Source organism: Pseudomonas sp. KNUC1026, from assembly GCF_021650705.1.
Taxonomy (GTDB): domain Bacteria; phylum Pseudomonadota; class Gammaproteobacteria; order Pseudomonadales; family Pseudomonadaceae; genus Aquipseudomonas.
On record NZ_CP087138.1, the window covers coordinates 1,402,514 to 1,417,211 of the forward strand.

9 protein-coding genes and 4 pseudogenes are annotated in these 14,698 nt (G+C 65.5%); 9 read left to right on the forward strand and 4 right to left on the reverse strand.

The features are described 5' to 3' along the window. Positions 1–50 precede the first annotated feature (50 nt). The 8 genes and pseudogenes from LN139_RS06290 (at position 51) to LN139_RS06325 (ending at position 10,019) form a co-directional block, all read left to right on the forward strand. Positions 51–1,055: a substrate-binding domain-containing protein gene (locus tag LN139_RS06290; RefSeq protein WP_236359186.1), complete on the forward strand. Its 1,005-nt coding sequence runs from the start codon at positions 51–53 to the stop codon at positions 1,053–1,055. A gap of 60 nt (positions 1,056–1,115) precedes the next feature. After that, positions 1,116–2,623: pseudogene (araG, locus tag LN139_RS06295) on the forward strand (L-arabinose ABC transporter ATP-binding protein AraG). 16 nt (positions 2,624–2,639) lie between these two features. Further along, positions 2,640–3,614, forward strand: a complete 975-nt coding sequence (gene araH / locus LN139_RS06300) for an L-arabinose ABC transporter permease AraH (RefSeq protein WP_236359187.1) — start codon at positions 2,640–2,642, stop codon at positions 3,612–3,614. Positions 3,615–3,805: 191 nt separating this feature from the next. Continuing rightward, positions 3,806–4,740: pseudogene (trhO, locus tag LN139_RS06305) on the forward strand (oxygen-dependent tRNA uridine(34) hydroxylase TrhO). Positions 4,741–4,743: 3 nt separating this feature from the next. Beyond that, positions 4,744–5,367: a DsbA family protein gene (locus LN139_RS06310; protein WP_236359188.1), complete on the forward strand. Its 624-nt coding sequence runs from the start codon at positions 4,744–4,746 to the stop codon at positions 5,365–5,367. An 827-nt stretch (positions 5,368–6,194) separates the two neighbouring features. After that, positions 6,195–7,951, forward strand: a pseudogene (locus LN139_RS06315) (EAL domain-containing protein). A 30-nt stretch (positions 7,952–7,981) separates the two neighbouring features. After that, positions 7,982–8,776 (forward strand): TenA family transcriptional regulator, encoded by a 795-nt coding sequence (locus tag LN139_RS06320; RefSeq protein ID WP_236359189.1) that lies wholly within the window; start codon positions 7,982–7,984, stop codon positions 8,774–8,776. A 109-nt stretch (positions 8,777–8,885) separates the two neighbouring features. After that, entirely contained in the window at positions 8,886–10,019 is a 1,134-nt protein-coding gene (locus LN139_RS06325) for a radical SAM protein (RefSeq protein WP_236359190.1), read from the forward strand. Here LN139_RS06325 and LN139_RS06330 read toward each other — a convergent pair. From LN139_RS06330 to LN139_RS06345, 4 genes and pseudogenes are all read right to left on the reverse strand, one after another. Continuing rightward, entirely contained in the window at positions 10,016–10,759 is a 744-nt protein-coding gene (locus LN139_RS06330; RefSeq protein WP_236359191.1) for a YciK family oxidoreductase, read from the reverse strand. The genes LN139_RS06325 and LN139_RS06330 overlap by 4 nt on opposite strands. Continuing rightward, a complete protein-coding gene (mupP, locus tag LN139_RS06335) occupies positions 10,759–11,430 on the reverse strand; it encodes an N-acetylmuramic acid 6-phosphate phosphatase MupP (RefSeq protein ID WP_236359192.1) in 672 nt (223 codons plus the stop codon). The genes LN139_RS06330 and mupP overlap by 1 nt, the downstream gene beginning before the upstream one ends. Positions 11,431–11,432: 2 nt before the next feature. Further along, positions 11,433–12,131 (reverse strand): bifunctional 2-polyprenyl-6-hydroxyphenol methylase/3-demethylubiquinol 3-O-methyltransferase UbiG, encoded by a 699-nt coding sequence (ubiG, locus tag LN139_RS06340; RefSeq protein WP_236359193.1) that lies wholly within the window; start codon positions 12,129–12,131, stop codon positions 11,433–11,435. Positions 12,132–12,168: 37 nt separating this feature from the next. Continuing rightward, positions 12,169–13,484 (reverse strand): annotated as a pseudogene (locus tag LN139_RS06345) (TRZ/ATZ family hydrolase). 113 nt (positions 13,485–13,597) lie between these two features. Here LN139_RS06345 and mtnA point away from each other — a divergent pair. Further along, on the forward strand, positions 13,598–14,674 hold the full coding sequence (mtnA, locus tag LN139_RS06350) for an S-methyl-5-thioribose-1-phosphate isomerase (protein WP_236359194.1): 1,077 nt from the start codon (positions 13,598–13,600) through the stop codon (positions 14,672–14,674). The last annotated feature ends 24 nt before the right edge of the window (positions 14,675–14,698 follow it).

Consider the following 14,698-nt stretch of genomic DNA (forward strand, 5'->3'; position numbering starts at 1 on the left):
TATCACTCATGGCGCGACAACAGGCTTCTAACAAAAACAAGGAGTGAGCCATGTTTCCAACCCGAGGGTTACGTACCCTGTGCGCGGCCGCCTGCACCGCCGCAACCCTGTGCGCGTCGTCCCTGGCGCTGGCTGCAGACCCGGTAAAAATCGGCTTTCTGGTCAAGCAACCGGAGGAGCCGTGGTTTCAGACCGAATGGGCCTTCGCCGAAAAAGCCGCCAAAGACAAGAACTTCACCCTGCTCAAGATCGCCGTGCCGGACGGCGAAGAAACCCTCGCCGCCATCGACAGCCTGGCCGCCAACGGCGCCAAGGGCTTCGTCATCTGCCCGCCAGATGTGTCGCTGGGCCCCAGCATCGTGGCCAAGGCAAAGATGGCCGACATGAAGGTGATGGCGGTGGATGACCGCTTCGTCGATGCCAATGGCAAGTTCATGGAAGACGTGCCGTACCTCGGCATGGCCGCCTTCGAAGTCGGCCAGAAGCAGGGCAGCGCCATGGCCGATGAAGCGAAAAAACGCGGCTGGCAGTGGGCCAACACCTACGCGGTGATCAACACCTTCGACGAACTCGACACCGGCAAGAAGCGCACCGATGGCTCCGTAGACGCCCTGAAGAAAGCCGGGATGCCGGCTGACCACATCGTCTTCGCCCCGCAGAAAACCCTCGACGTGCCCGGTGGCATGGACGCCGCCAATGCCGCGCTGGTGAAACTGCCCAGTGGTGCCAAGCACCTGCTGATCGGCGGCATGAACGACAACACCGTACTCGGCGGCGTACGCGCCACCGAAACTGCAGGCTTCAAGGCCGCGGACGTGATCGGCATCGGCATCAATGGCACCGACGCCAAGGAAGAGCTGAAAAAAGCCGACAGCGGCTTCTACGGCTCGCTGCTGCCCAGCCCGCACATCGAGGGCTACAAGACCGCCGAGATGATGTACGAGTGGGTCACTACCGGCAAAGAGCCGCCCAAGTACACCGCGATGGATGAAGTGACGCTGATCACTCGGCAGAACTTCAAGCAGGAACTGGAAAAGATCGGCCTCTGGAACTGACAGCCCGCGCCGCCCGCCCGGCAGCCGCCGGGCGCGGTGGCCCGGCTTGGGAGCCTCACCATGCATCAATCCTCCAGCGCAGCACTGCGGTTCGACGGGATCGGCAAGCAGTTCCCCGGCGTGCGCGCCCTCTCGGGCATCAGTTTCGAAGCCCGCCCCGGCCAGGTGCACGCCCTGATGGGCGAAAACGGCGCCGGCAAGTCCACTTTGCTCAAGATCCTGGGCGGCGCCTATGTGCCCAGTGACGGCCGCCTGCTGCTAGGCGAGCAGCCGCTGGCGTTCAAGAGCGCTGCTGACAGCATCGCCCGCGGCATCGCGGTGATTCACCAGGAGTTGCACCTTGTGCCGGAAATGACCGTGGCCGAGAACCTGTTGCTCGGCCACCTGCCCAACCGCTTCGGCCTGGTCGACCGCCGTGCGCTTCGCCGCCGCGCCAGCGAGCTGCTCAAGGGCCTGGCCGAAGAGATCGACCCGGGCATGCGCCTGGGGGCTTTGTCGCTGGGCCAGCGGCAACTGGTGGAAATCGCCAAGGCGCTGTCGCGCGACGCCCAGGTGATCGCCTTCGATGAGCCCACCAGCAGCCTGTCGGCGCGGGAGATCGACCGCCTGATGGAGATCATCGCCCGCCTGCGTGACGAGGGCCGGGTGGTGCTGTACGTGTCGCACCGCATGGAAGAGATCTTCCGCATCTGCGACGCCGTTACGGTGTTCAAGGACGGGCGCTTCGTGCGCACCTTCGAGGACATGAGCCAACTGACCCAGGACGAGCTGGTCACCAGCATGGTCGGGCGTGATATCGAGGACATCTACGACTATCGCCCGCGCACCCACGGTGAAGTCGCCCTGGCGGTGGACGGGCTGACCGGCCCGGGGTGAGGGAGCCTGTCAGCTTCAGCGTGCGCCATGGCGAGATGCTCGGCTTCTTCGGGCTGGTCGGTGCCGGCCGCACCGAATTGCTGCGCCTGCTCAGCGGCCTCGAACGCCACAGCACCGGGCACATCAGCCTCGATGGCAAGCCGTTGCACCTGCGCACCCCGCGCGATGCCATAGACGCCGGCATCCTGCTGTGCCCGGAGGACCGCAAGAAGGAAGGTATCGTGCCGTTGGGGTCGGTGGCCGAGAACATCAATATCGGCGCTCGCCCGGCCCATGCGCGGTTCGGCTGCCTGCTGCGCAGGCCCTGGGAGCGCAGCAATGCCGAGAAGCAGATTCGCGCGCTGAACGTGAAAACGCCGTCGGCCGACCAGGCGATCCTTTATCTCTCAGGCGGCAACCAGCAAAAGGCCATTCTCGGCCGCTGGCTGTCGTTGCCGATGAAAGTACTGCTGCTCGACGAGCCGACTCGCGGCATCGATATCGGCGCCAAGTCCGAGATCTACCAGATCATCCACAACCTCGCCGCCGATGGCGTGGCGGTGATCGTGGTGTCCAGCGACCTGATGGAAGTGATCGGCATCAGCGACCGCATCCTGGTGATGAGCGAAGGCGCCCTCACCGGTGAGGTGATGCGCGCTGAAGCTGAAGAACCGCGCCTGCTGCAGCTGGCGCTGCCGCGAGCCCGCCAATAAGAACAATGAGGTGAACATGGCTACCGTACCGCATCAAAAAAACCTGGGCCTGGGCGGGCATCGCTTCGACCTGCGCCGCTTTCTCGACGACTGGGCCATGCTGCTGGTGGCTGTGGTGGTGTTCGCAGCCTCCGCGCTGCTGATCGACAACTTCCTCTCGCCGCTGAACATGCGCGGGCTGGGGCTGGCGATCTCCACCGTCGGCATTGCCGCCTGCACGATGTTGTTCTGCCTGGCGTCGGGGCATTTCGACCTGTCGGTCGGCTCGGTGATCGCCTGCGCCGGCGTCATCGCGGCGGTGGTGATGCGCGACACCGGCAGTGTGGGCCTGGGCGTGTGCGCGGCACTGGGGATGGGCCTGCTGGTGGGGCTGATCAACGGCATCGTGATCGCCAAGTTGCGCATCAATGCGCTGATTACAACGCTTGCGACCATGCAGATCGTGCGCGGGCTGGCGTATATCTTCTCCAGCGGCAAGGCCGTGGGTGTGGGCCAGGAAGGCTTCTTCGTGTTCGGCAACGGCCAGCTTGGCGGGGTGCCGGTGCCGATCCTGATCACCGTAGCCTGCTTTGCCTTTTTCGGCTGGTTGCTTAACTACACCACCTATGGGCGCAACACCATGGCCATCGGTGGCAACCAGGAAGCGGCACGGCTGGCCGGGGTGCGGGTGGACCGCACCAAGATCGTGATCTTTGCGGTGCACGGGCTGATCGGTGCGCTGGCCGGCGTGGTACTGGCCTCGCGCATGACCAGCGGCCAGCCGATGGTAGGGCAGGGCTTCGAGTTGACGGTCATCAGCGCGTGCGTGCTGGGCGGCGTGTCGCTGGCGGGCGGCATCGGCATGATGCGCCACGTGATTGCGGGGGTGCTGATCCTGGCGATCATCGAGAACGCGATGAACCTGAAGAACATCGACACCTTCTATCAGTACGTGATCCGCGGGACCATCCTGCTGCTGGCTGTGATCATCGATCGCCTGAAGCAGCGTTGATCTGGGGCAATACACCGGCGGGCGGGCGTTCTGGTAGAATGCGCGCCCGTTTTTGTATTGAAGAAGGCTGCGTCGCCCGGCTAGCCGGCCTCCCACAGGTGTCCAATCTTCACTGTGGGAGGCCGGCTAGCCGGGCGACGTACCTACCACCCCGGTTCGCCCCTTACGAGGGCAGCCACTGGAGATCGAAGATGTCCCAACCCATCGTCGTGGCGGCGCTGTACAAGTTCGTCACCCTCGAAGACTTCACCGAGCTGCGCCAGCCGCTGCTCGACGCCATGCTCGCCAACGGCGTCAAAGGCACCTTGCTGCTGGCCCACGAAGGTATCAACGGCACTGTCTCGGCCACCCGTGAAGGCATCGACGGCCTGCTCGCCTGGCTGCGCCAGGACCCACGCCTGGCCGATGTCGACCACAAGGAGAGCTACTGCGACGAGCAGCCGTTCTACCGCACCAAGGTCAAGCTCAAGAAAGAGATCGTGACCCTGGGCGTGCCTGGCGTCGACCCGAATCTCAAGGTCGGCACCTACGTCGAGCCCAAGGACTGGAACGCACTGATCAGCGACCCCGAAGTGCTGCTGATCGACACGCGCAACGACTACGAGGTGTCCATCGGCACCTTCGAGGGCGCCATCGACCCCAAGACCACCACCTTCCGCGAATTTCCCGACTACATCCGCGCGAATTTCGACCCGGCCAGGCACAAGAAGGTCGCCATGTTCTGCACCGGCGGCATTCGCTGCGAGAAGGCCTCCAGCTACATGCTGGGCGAGGGTTTCGAAGAGGTCTACCACCTCAAGGGCGGCATCCTCAAATACCTGGAAGAAGTGCCCAGGAGCAGACGATGTGGCAAGGCGACTGCTTCGTCTTCGACAACCGTGTGACCGTGCGCCACGACCTGTCCGAAGGTGAGTACGACCAGTGCCACGCCTGCCGTGCACCCATCAACGCCGAAGACCGCGCGTCGGAGCACTACACCCCAGGAGTGAGCTGCCCGCATTGCTGGGATAGCCTGCCCGAGAAAACCCGCCACGCTGCGCTCGAGCGGCAAAAGCAGATCGACCTGGCCAAGGCTCGCAACCAGCCCCACCCGATTGGCTACAACTACCGCAAAGCCGAGGCCTGAGCCATGCGCCGCCTGCTCTATGTGATGGACCCGATGTGCTCCTGGTGCTGGGGTTTTGCGCCGGTGGCGCAGGCGCTGTTCGAGCAGGCCGCCAATGCAGGCGTGGCCGTGCAACTGGTGATGGGCGGCCTGCGAGCGGGAGGCGCGGGGCTCGATGACACCACTCGTGACTACATCCTCCAGCACTGGCACGCCGTGCAGGCCGCTACCGGCCAGCCGTTTCGTTTCGAAGGCGCCCTGGCCGAAGGCTTCGTCTATGACACCGAGCCGGCCTGCCGGGCCGTGGTGACGGTGCGTGCGCTGGCAGAAGACCTGGCCTGGCCGATGGCCCGCCGTATCCAGCAGGCGTTCTACGCCGAGGGCCAGGACGTTACGCATGCATCGGTGCTGGTAGCGCTGGCCGAGGAGGTCGGTGTGCCGCGTATCGAGTTCGCCGACGCCTTCGACGCTCAGGCCCAGGTGGACGCCACGGCGGCGGATGTCGCCTGGGCGCGTGACCTCGGCATTGCCGGTTTCCCGACACTGCTGGCCCAGCACGGCACACCGCTGGCCTTGCTGACCAACGGTTACCAGCCCTTGGAAGCCCTGAAACCGCTGCTTGCGGCGTGGCTGATGCACAACGCTTGACAGCGGTCAACTCCCTGAAAAATCCCTCACCGGGTACTGGCTCTCTGCTAGTCTGCTGAGAATGCGCCGCAAGCGTGGGTTTGCTGCTGTCTGTTGCGCCGCGCCAAGGCGCCATACTCTCTACGGCAAGGGGCCTGATGAACCCATCGACTCATTACCCGCAGCGCCCGTCGTCCTGGGCGATCGCGTGGCCTTTCATCACTGTTGTGGTGCTGCTTGCGGCACTGGGGCTGTTCAGCTTCCAGGCGCTGTCGGCCATGCGGGCCTATGTGGCCGGTGAAAGCCTCTGGTCCAAGGGCCAGAAGGACGCGATCTACTACCTGAGCCTGTATGCCGACACCCGCGACGAGCAGCTCTATCGTCAGTATCAGCAAGCGTTACAGGTGCCCGAAGGGGGCCACGCGTTGCGCCTGGCGCTGGACCAACCGGTGGCGGATATCGCGGCAGCCCGTGAGGGGCTCGCGAAGGGCGGCAACCACCCGGACGACTTCGAAGGCGTCATCTGGTTCTTCCAGACCTTCCGGCATTTTTCCTACTTCGCCCATGCCATCGACCAGTGGACGGTGGGTGACGCCTGGCTGAGCCGCCTGGACGACCTGGCTCAGGCCATGCACCGGAGCATCCAGGGTGGTAGTGCCTCAGCCACCGACGTGGTGCGCTGGAAGCGCGAAATCTACAGCATCAATCAGGGCGTGACCCCCGTCGCCACCGGCTTCAGCATGGCGCTAGGGGAGGGCGCGCGGTTCCTGCTGCGCCTGGTGATACTGGTCAATGCCTTTACGGCCCTGATGCTGATTGCGCTGGCCTTGTGGATCACCCGCCGGCTCATGGCTCAGCGCCATTCCATCGCCCAGGCTTTGCAGGCCGAACAGGACCGGGCGCGCGTGACCCTGGCCTCCATTGGCGATGGCGTGATCGCAACCGACGCGCAGGGCGCAATCACCTACATGAACCCTGCCGCCGAGCTGCTGACCCAGTGGAAGGCCGACCATGCCACCGGGCTGCCGCTGGCCTCGCTGTTCAACTTGCTTGAAGAGAGCGGCGACGCAGGGCCAAGCCTGGCCGAGCGCATCCGTACCGGGCAATTCCCGGTTGGCCCGGAGCCTGCCCGGCTGATCCAGCGTCTGGACGGAAGCACTGTGGTGGTCGCCCTCAATGGCGCGCCGCTGGCCAGTGAGGGCCGTGCGGCCGGCACCGTGCTGGTGCTGCATGACATGACCCAGGAACGCCAGTACATCGCTAACCTTGCCTGGCAGGCTACTCATGACGCGCTCACCGGCCTTGCCAACCGCCGCGAGTTCGAGTTCCGCCTGGAGCAGGCGCTCAATGGCCTGTGCGAGCCGTTGGTGCAGCACAGCCTGCTGTTCCTGGACCTTGACCAGTTCAAACTGGTCAATGACACCTGCGGCCACGCCGCCGGCGATGAGTTGCTGCGACACGTCTGCGCGCTGTTGCAGAGCGCGATGAACGAGGGCGATACCCTTGCGCGCCTGGGTGGCGACGAGTTCGGCGTGCTGCTTGAGCGCTGCACTGCCGAGCGCGCGGAACAGGTGGCCGAGCAGCTGCGCGAGCGAGTGCAGCGCCTGCACTTCGTCTGGCGCGGCCGGCCGTTCATGGCCACCCTGAGCGTGGGCATGGTGCAGCTCAACCACAGCGGCATGACACTGGAGGAGGCGCTGCGTGCCGCCGACCTTGCCTGTTACATGGCCAAGGAAAAAGGCCGCAACCGGGTGCAGCGTTATCACGAAGACGACCTCGAACTGTCACTGCGCCACGGCGAAATGGCCTGGGTGCAACGGCTGCGCCAGGCGCTCGAGGAGGACCGCTTCAGGCTGTACGCCCAGGCGATCGAGCGCATCGGCCCGGGCGGTGAAACCCGCGGCCATGTCGAGATCCTGCTGCGCCTGAGCGATGAGCAGGGGCGGCTGATTCTGCCGGCGCAGTTCATTCCGGCCGCCGAGCGCTTCGGGCTGATGCCGGAGCTGGATCGCTGGGTGGTGCGCAATGTGTTCAAGGTGCTGCGCCAGTGCTTGGACGAGGGCGGCAAGGTGCCGATGGCGGTGTGCGCGATCAACCTCTCTGGCCTGAGCCTGGGCGATGAGGGTTTTCTTGACTACCTGCGCCAGCAGATGCAGCTGTATCGGATACCTCCTGCGCAGCTGTGCTTCGAAATCACCGAAACCAGCGCCATCGCCAACCTCTCCAAGGCCATCACTTTCATCGAAGAGCTCAAGGCGCTGGGGTGCGAGTTTCTCTGGATGACTTCTGCGCGGGCATGTCGTCGTTCGGCTACCTCAAGCACCTGCCGGTCGATTACCTGAAGATCGATGGCAGCTTCGTGCGCGACATGCTCGATGACCCGGTGAACCGGGCGATGGTCGAGGTGATGAACCACATCGGCCACGTGATGGGCAAGAAAACCATTGCCGAATTCGTTGAAACACCGTTGATCCATCAGGCGCTCCGGGAAATCGGTGTCGACTACGCCCAGGGCTACCTGATCGAACGGCCCCAGCCGCTGACCTGCGAAGGCCTGCGGCGCTTGCCATTGCCCCAGCCTTCGCTGGAGGTGCCCGGCGTCTGAGCCATCACTTTTGCAATAAGGACATTGTCGATGATCGACCCAACAGCGTTCACCCGTACTGGCCCTTTGATGGATGCCAGCAGCTACCCCGCCTGGGCCCAGCACCTGATCGCCGATTGCAGCGAAGCCAAGCGGCGGGTAGTGGAGCACGAGTTCTACCGGCGCTTGCGCGACAACCAGCTCAGCCCTGCTGCCATGCGCCAGTACCTGATCGGCGGCTGGCCAGTGGTTGAGCAGTTCTCGCTCTACATGGCGCAGAACCTCACCAAAACCCGCTATGGCCGCCACCCGGGCGAGGACATGGCGCGGCGCTGGCTGATGCGCAACATCCGCGTCGAGCTCAACCATGCCGACTACTGGGTGCATTGGGCCGAAGCCCATGGTGTGACCCTGGAGGAACTCAACGCGCAGCGCGTAGCGCCGGAGCTTGCCGCGTTGGCGCACTGGTGCTGGCACAGCAGTTCCTCCGACAGCCTGATGGTGGGCATGGCCGCCACCAACTATGCCATCGAAGGTGCCACTGGCGAGTGGGCGCACCTGGTGTGCTCAGGGCAGGCGTACACCGAGTCGTTCCCGCCCCAAGGCCGCAAACGGGCGTTGCGCTGGCTGGCGTTGCATGCCGAATATGACGACGCCCATCCCTGGGAGGCGCTGGAGATCATCTGCACCCTGGCAGGCACCCAGCCCTCGCGCATGCAACAGGCGGAGCTGCGCCAGGCCATCTGCAAGAGCTACGACTACATGTTCCTGTTCCTGGAGCGGTGCCTTGCGCTGGACGAGCAGGCTATCGCAGAACCCGGCAGGAGCCTGGCCGCTGCTCACTAGGCCGGCATGAAACTCGCATAGGGCATGGCCTTACCGTGGCAGTGCTGGCTTATTGGCGTTTGCCAGGCGGCCAGCAGTGCAACAGCCAACCTTATTGCGAGCGCTATCGATGACTGCCATTCCCGTTCACAACGACTCGACGCTCGACGATCTGTATCGCCGTTGCGAAACCCAGACGCTGGCGAAAATCGCTGAGGGCCGGGAAGGGCACTTGAACCTGGCGCCCCGGTCGATCTGGCTGAATATCTCCGACAACTGCAATCTGCGCTGCGTCGGCTGTTACTCCGAGGGCAAGTTTCGCAAGCACTACGTGCCCCTGGAGGAAGTGCGCAAGTCCATCGACTTCAGCGGCGAGATTCAGGAAATCAGCCTCACCACCAACGAAGCGCTGTTGCACCCCCAGTTCTGCGACATCATCGATGAATGCCGGGCGCGCCACCCCAAGGCCAAGATCTGGATCATCACCAACGGCACCATCCCGATCAAAGGGCGTTACAAGGACGCCATCAGCAAGCTGGACAAGGTCGGCCTGTCGATCGACGGTGCTACCCGCGAGACGTTCGAGAGCATCCGCGTGGGGGCACGCTTCGACGACTTCATCACCAATGCCAAAGCGATCATCGAGATTCGCCGGCAGACCGGGCAGCCGAAGGAGATCACCTTCGGCTTTACCGCCACCTCCACCAACCTGCATGAACTGATCGATGTCGTGCGGCTGGCGCATTCGCTGGGTGCAACCGATGTGTGGGCACAGGCGATGGAGTCCAAAGACCAGATTATCGCGTCACGTATTTCAAGCATCCTGATCGACCGGCTGGAACCGGCTCGTCGCACCGCGCTGATCGATCAGGCGCGTGCGGAAGCTGCGCGGCTGGGCATTGGCCTTTACTACTCGCCTGGCATCTACCCCGCCACCCCTGCTGCCGCGCCGGCTGAGGCCCAGGCGACGGTAGACCCTCGCCACGTGCGCATGTGCCAGTACCCGTGGACGCAACCTGTACAGGTGAGCAAGGCGCAGGGTGGTTATGTAGTGCGCCCGTGCTGCTACATCTCCACCACCAAGGTCGAGGTGCTGGCGCGCGAGCACGGGCTGATCTTCCCGGAGGTGCTGCCGGGCGAGCAGATCTACAACTCGCCGCAGCTGTGGCAGTTCCGTGAAGACCTGCTGCTGGGCAAGACCGAGAACGTCTGCGGGCAATGCAGCGCTGCGCGGGGCTTTGCCTGGCAGCCGCAGCAGGGCTAGGCCCGGGCGTTCAGCGCCTGGCCGTTGACCCCGACGCTGCCCGGCCCCATCAGGTACAGGTACACCGGCATGATTTCCCAGGGCGCGGGGTTGCGCGCCGGGTCTTCGGCCGGGTAGGCCTGGGCGCGCATGTCGGTGCGGGTGCCGCCTGGGTTGATGCTGTTGGCGCGCAGGGGGCTGCCTGCCAGTTCATCGGCCAGCGTTTGCATCAGGCCTTCGGTCGCGAATTTCGAGACGGCGTAGGCGCCCCATTCGGCGCGGCCCTGGCGGCCGACGCTGCTGGAGGTGAAGATCACCGAGGCGTCGGCTGGTGCGCGTTCGAGCAGTGGCAGCAGCGCCTGAGTGAGCAGGAAGGTGCCGTTGACGTTGGCCTGCATCACCTCGGCGAACGCGTCGCCCGGTAACTGGGCAATGGGCAAGCGCGGGCCGATCAGCGAAGCGTTGTGCAGCACACCGTCGAGGTGCCCGCCAATGCGCTCGGCCAGTGCCTGGCAGCCTGCGGTGCCGGCAGTGAGCAGGTCGTGCTCCAGGCACTCCGGCAAACCGTGGCCGGCTGCGGCGATGGTTTCGGCGGTGCGTTGCAGGTGCGCAAGCGTTCTGCCGAGCAGCAGCACTTCGGCGCCGTGGGCGGCGTAGGCGAGCGCTGCGGCTGCACCGATGCCGCGGCCGGCACCGGTCACCAGAATGCGCCGGCCCTTGAGCAGATCAGCTGGGGCCTGATAGTCGAAAAAGGTGATCATCAGCAGCCACACACGGCCTGGTCGAGCACTCGGCGCAGGTCCAGCGGTTGGTCGATGACGACGTCCGCGCCCCAGTTCGAGGGGTTGTCGTCGGGGTGGATGTAGCCATAGCGCACCGCCACGGTGCGGGTGCCAGCGGCCTGGCCGGATTCGATATCGCGCAGGTCATCGCCTACGAACAGCACCGCGCTCGGGTCGATGCCCAGTTGCGAGCAGGCCAGGCGCAGTGGCTCGGGGTCGGGCTTGCTGCGCGTCACGTGGTCGGGGCACACCAGCACACGGGAGCGCTCGGCCAGGCCCAGGCGCTGCATGATCGGCTCGGCGAAACGCACGGGCTTGTTGGTCACCACGCCCCAGATCAGGCCGGCATGTTCGATGTCGGCAAGCACCGTGGCCATGCCGTCGTACAGGCGCGTGTGCACCGCGCAATCGGCCTGATAGCGCTCCAGGAACTCCAGGCGCAGCGCTTCGAATTCGGCACTTTCGGGGGCCAGGCCGAAGGTGGCGCTGACCATCGCCCGCGCACCGCCCGATACCACGTCACGCACCGTTTGCTCTGCCACCGGCGGCAGCCCGCGCGCCTGGCACATGGCCTGGCACACCGCGACGAAATCCGGAGCGGTGTCGAGCAAGGTGCCGTCCATGTCGAACAGAACTGCCTGCAGGCGCATGCTCAGGCCTCCCGTACGGTCTGGATCATGTAGTTGACGTCGACGTCGCGGGCGAGCTTGTAATGCTTGGTCAGCGGGTTGTAGGTCAGGCCGATGACGTCCTTGACCGCAAGGTTGGCCGCGCGGCTCCAGGCGCCGAGCTCGGAGGGGCGGATGAATTTCCTGAAGTCGTGAGTGCCGCGCGGCAGAAGCTTGAGCACGTACTCGGCACCCAGAATCGCGAACAGGTAGGCCTTGGGGTTGCGGTTGATGGTGGAGAAGAACACCTGGCCGCCCGGCTTGACCATCGTTGCGCAGGCGCGGATCACCGAGGCGGGGTCGGGTACGTGCTCGAGCATCTCGAGGCAGGTGACCACGTCGAACTGGCCCGGTGCCTCGGCTGCCAGTGCTTCGGCGGTGATTTGCCGATAGGTGACTTCCACGCCCGATTCCAGCTGGTGCAGGCGCGCCACCGACAGCGGCGCTTCGCCCATGTCGATGCCGGTGACCGTGGCGCCGCGCTGGGCCATCGCCTCGCTGAGGATGCCGCCACCGCAGCCGACGTCCAGCACGGTTTTGCCGGCAAGCTTCACGCGCTCGTCGATCCAGTTCACCCGCAGCGGGTTGATTTCGTGCAGCGGCTTGAACTCGCTTTCACGATCCCACCAGCGGTGGGCGAGGGCTTCGAATTTGGCGATTTCCGCGCGGTCGACGTTGCTCATTGGGGCTGTTCTCCAGAAGTTCGCGTAAGAGGATGGGCTAGCGTGCCGCAGCGATGCGCTCACCGAACGCCCGGGCGCTGGCCACCAGGGCAGGCTCGTCGAGGGTGGTGAGCTGGCCATCGCGCAGCAGCGCCTTGCCGGCTACCCAGACATGCCGCACACACTCGCGGCCGCTGGCGTAGATCGATTGTGAGACCGGGTCGTAGACCGGCTGTTGCGCCAGGCCCGACAGGTCGAAAGCGGTGATGTCGGCGGCCTTGCCCACCTCCAGCGAACCGATGCAGGGCGCAAGGCCCAGCGCACGGGCGCCGTTGAGGGTGGCCATGCGCAGCGCCCGGTGTGCGCCCAGCGCGGTCGCCGAGCCCGCCACCGCCTTGGCCAGCAGCGCAGCGGTACGGGTTTCGCCGAGCAGGTCGAGGTCGTTGTTGCTGGCCGCGCCGTCGGTGCCGATGGCGACGTTCACCCCGGCCTGCCAGAGTTTTCGACCGGGCAGAAACCGCTGGCGAGCTTGAGGTTGGACTCGGGGCAGTGCACCACGCTTGCGTTGTAGGCCACCAGCAGGTGCAGGTCGTCGTCGCTGACCTGGGTCATGTGCACGGCCTGGAAGCGTGGGCCGAGCAGGCCAAGCCGAGCCAGGCGCGCCAACGGGCGCTCGGCGGTGGCCGCGACGGCCTGTTCGACCTCGAAGGCGGTTTCGTGCACGTGCATTTGCACCGGCGCCTGCAACTGTTCGGCGAGCATGCGCACCTGTTCCAGGTGCGGGTCGCTGACGGTGTAGGGCGCGTGGGGGCCGAAGGCGATGCTGATGCGTGGGTGCTGGCGGTGCGCATCGAACAGCGCGACCGCCTGGCTCAGTGCCTGTTCCGGGGTGGCTGCGCCGGGGATCGGGAAGTCGAGGATCGGCGCACTGATTTGCGCGCGCATGCCGCTGCGGTCGACCTGTTCACAGGCCACGCGCGGGTAGAAATACATGTCGGAAAAACAGGTGATGCCACCCTTGAGCTGCTCGGCGATGGCCAGTTGCGTGCCGGTGGCGACGAAAGCCTCATCGACCCAGCGCGCTTCGGCCGGCCAGATGTGTTTCTCCAGCCAGTTCATCAAGGGCAGGTCGTCGGCCATGCCGCGAAACAGTGTCATCGCCGCATGGCCGTGGGCGTTGATCAGGCCGGGGCTGAGCAGGCAGCCGGGCAGTTCCTGAACCTCGTGCGCTGGGGGGGCCTTGTGGCGTGGGCCGAGCCAGGCGATCAGCCCGCCGCGGATGCCCAGCGCGTGGCCACTCAGCACCACGCCGGCCGGCTCCACCGGCACCACCCAGGTGGGCACGATCAGCAGGTCCAGAGGGGTATCGGGCATGGCGGGCAGGTCCGTCGCGGTGGTTTTGGCAAGCGGGAAGTATACCGAGCACCTGCAGCAACGGGGGCGTATGATCACGGCCTTTTGAGGCGGTTGGATTGCGGGAGTGTGCCATGCGTGAGCGCTTGTTGGCTGCGGAAAAGGTAAAAGCCATCGACTGGCGTGACGGGGCGCTGTACCTGCTCGACCAGCGGGTGTTGCCGCACAAGGAGCAGTGGTTGCGCTACGACAGCGCAGGGGCGGTGGCCGATGCCATTACCAGCATGGTGGTGCGCGGCGCGCCGGCCATCGGCATCGCTGCGGCCTGGGGCGTGGTGCTCGGGGTGCGCCAGCGCCTGGCCGAGGGCGGCGACTGGCGGGCCGCTGTGGCTGCCGACATCGCCCTGCTGGCCGACTCCCGGCCCACCGCGGTCAACCTGTTCTGGGCACTGAACCGCATGCGCGAACGCCTGGAGCGCCTGCGCCCGCAGGATGACCCGGCCACATTGCTCGAAGCCGAGGCGCGGCTGATCCACGAGAGCGACCGTGAGGCCAACCTCACCATGGCGCAGCTGGGCACCGACCTGATCCGCAAGCACCAGGGCAGCCAGCAGGCGCTGCTGACCCACTGCAACGCCGGCGCCCTGGCCACCGGCGGCTTCGGCACCGCCCTGGGGGTGATTCGCGGGGCCTTCCTCGAAGGGATGGTCGAACACGTCTACGCCGACGAAACCCGCCCGTGGCTGCAAGGCTCGCGCCTGACCGCCTGGGAGCTGGCGAACGAAGGCATCCCGGTCAGCGTCAACGCTGACAGCGCCGCAGCACGTATCATGAAAACCAAAGGCATCACCTGGGTAATCGTGGGCGCCGACCGCATCACCGCCAACGGCGATGTGGCCAACAAGATCGGCACCTACCAGTTGGCGGTCAATGCAATGCACCACGGCGTGCGCTTCATGGTGGTGGCGCCCAGCTCGACCATCGACATGAGCCTGGACAGCGGTGAGCTGATCCCGATCGAGGAGCGTGATGGCGCGGAGCTGCTGGAGGTGGGCGGCCAGTTGCTGGGCGCGCAGGTGGAGGCGTTCAACCCGGTGTTCGACGTCACCCCGGCCGACCTGATCGATGCCATCGTTACCGAGAAGGGCGTGGTGGAGCGGCCTGACACCGCCAAGCTCGAACAACTGATGTGCCGCAAGCGATTGCACTGAGAAGAAGGCGCCCGGCGCGGGGCG